Genomic DNA, 2,018 nt, shown 5'->3' with positions numbered 1-2,018 from the left:
GTTTTAGACAATTACCATTAAAGGCGCTGCGGCTTTTTTATTCAAGTGTTCGGTTTAATTTTACAATCTACCTTATTTTAAAAAATATTGCATGTTTATTCTTGTATAGGCTACCTAAAAACTTCTTGATAGTATATAATAAAACCTATTGTTATTACATATTGAGGAGAACATGATGAGAGATATAATGGTTTTATGTAAAGTCTATATGATTAATATAATGAGTAATAAGTTTGCTTTTGTGTATAATTTGTTACTTCCGATTATTTACTTTATTTATAACAATGTAAATCTCTCTTCTGCCACAAATCATTTTAATACTACCACAGCTGAAGTACTTGGAAATTTTTGGGCTTACATCATATCTGTGACTATACTCAACAATGTTGTTGTGTCCTTAATTGTTCAACGAGAACAAGGGTTTTATAAACAAATGTTGTTTGTGGTAGGATCTAAAATAAAAATTGTTACTGCAATATTTCTAGTTCAATTAGCCATAATTTGTTTAGAGATTAGTGTATTTAATGTTGTGGTGATGATAATCATACATCAAATCAGCTTCAAATTATTTTTGTCAGGAGTAACTGTTGCAATATTATCAGCCTTACCAGTGACGCTAGTAGGTAGTATTTTATTGATATTCAGAATTAAGATTGAGTCCGTTAACATACTTCTTGGCATAATATTATTTGGATTATTTTTTATCATGTCAGTGCCAACATCTTATTCATTTACTGGTCTGTTAAATCTGTTTAATCCGTTGAGTTTTGTGACTGAAATGTCAATACAAATACAAAACATGATATTTAATATTGGGGTAGTTAGTGCTGGAATTTGGCTTCAAATGGTTATTGTCAGTGTTTGCTATGCAATCATCGGCATTTATTCTATCTCCAAATTCTCTGTAAATGCGATTGCAGATAGAGTGTAAGGAGCAAAACCATGGAAGTTAAAAATTATTCTGTAACGTTTGGTAATCGTCAGCTTTCGACTAATTTAAATGTGTCGTTTTCAAAAAGTAAAATGAATATTGTTATGGGTGCTAATGGAGCTGGGAAAAGTACGTTATTAGACTTTGTAGCTGGAGTAGGACCCAAAGGAGCTGTTGGTGAAAAAATAGGAATTCCTTCATACAAAAAAATCGCCTATCAATTACAACAAGTTCATTTTTTTCCGACTTTGACTGTTGCACAGACAGTTGAATTTTATAGTAAACTGAACAACAAACCAAAAACAAAAATGTATGAAAATGCGCAAACGGTGAGGAAAAATTTATTGGATTCGATTTGGGACACTAGAATGGGACAATTATCTGGTGGTGAGCGACAAATTGTTTTAACCTACGGTCAGTGTTTATTAGATAAAGAGGTTTACATTTTTGATGAACCAACAAGTGGCGTTGATGAAACTAATGCGCCTGTTATCTTGAGTATGATCAATGATCTCGTTATCAATGAACACAAAATTGTCATTATGACTTCTCACCATTCTGATCAATTAAAACAATTTGATCTTAATTTGATAAAGTTGTAATTTTTTGAAACATGGAAACATGTTTTTTTTATTGAAAAAATTAAATGAATTTATGAAAGGGGGTGTGAAATGCGTGGTCTCCCAAAACTCAAAGTAAATTTTGAGTATGAAAAGAAACAAAAAGATAAAGCGGTAAAAATTCCAAAAGCACATGTTTATAATTTGAGTAAAGTACGTAAAATTGTTGTTGGTCTGTTGATTATCTTAGTGCTTTATTTTGCCTATGTTTTAGTCTTAGCCAATGGTGTAGCGATTAAAAACCGTGAATTAAGGCATAACATCACTAATCTTACGACCAGACTTGATAAAGCCAGTGCAGGGACAACCAGTTATAACCCAATCGTGGGGCAATACTTGGCAAACTTTGTGACGGCTTACTATACATTTGATAAAAGTAAGTCTGATGCTTGGTTAGATAAGGTTACGCCTTATTTTGCTAAGAATGTCACTTTATCATCATCGACCAATACCGAAGATATGAAGCT

Annotated in this window: 2 protein-coding genes and 1 pseudogene; all 3 read left to right on the top strand. The window is 31.9% G+C overall.

The window, feature by feature from the left end; all coding sequences use genetic code 11:
- Positions 1-175: 175 nt before the first annotated feature.
- Complete coding sequence (locus IEU71_RS09995) at positions 176-931, top strand: hypothetical protein (protein WP_004912129.1); 756 nt, start codon at positions 176-178, stop codon at positions 929-931.
- Between the two features lie 11 nt (positions 932-942).
- Positions 943-1,533 (top strand): ATP-binding cassette domain-containing protein, encoded by a 591-nt coding sequence (locus tag IEU71_RS09990; protein ID WP_004912132.1) that lies wholly within the window; start codon positions 943-945, stop codon positions 1,531-1,533.
- 69 nt (positions 1,534-1,602) lie between these two features.
- Positions 1,603-2,018, top strand: a pseudogene (locus IEU71_RS09985) (conjugal transfer protein); the annotation flags it as partial.

The organism is Leuconostoc falkenbergense (assembly GCF_014634805.1).
Classification (GTDB): Bacteria; Bacillota; Bacilli; order Lactobacillales; family Lactobacillaceae; genus Leuconostoc; species Leuconostoc falkenbergense.
The sequence above is the reverse complement of the archived record's forward strand: the minus strand, read 5'-3'. Positions and strand labels throughout refer to the sequence as shown.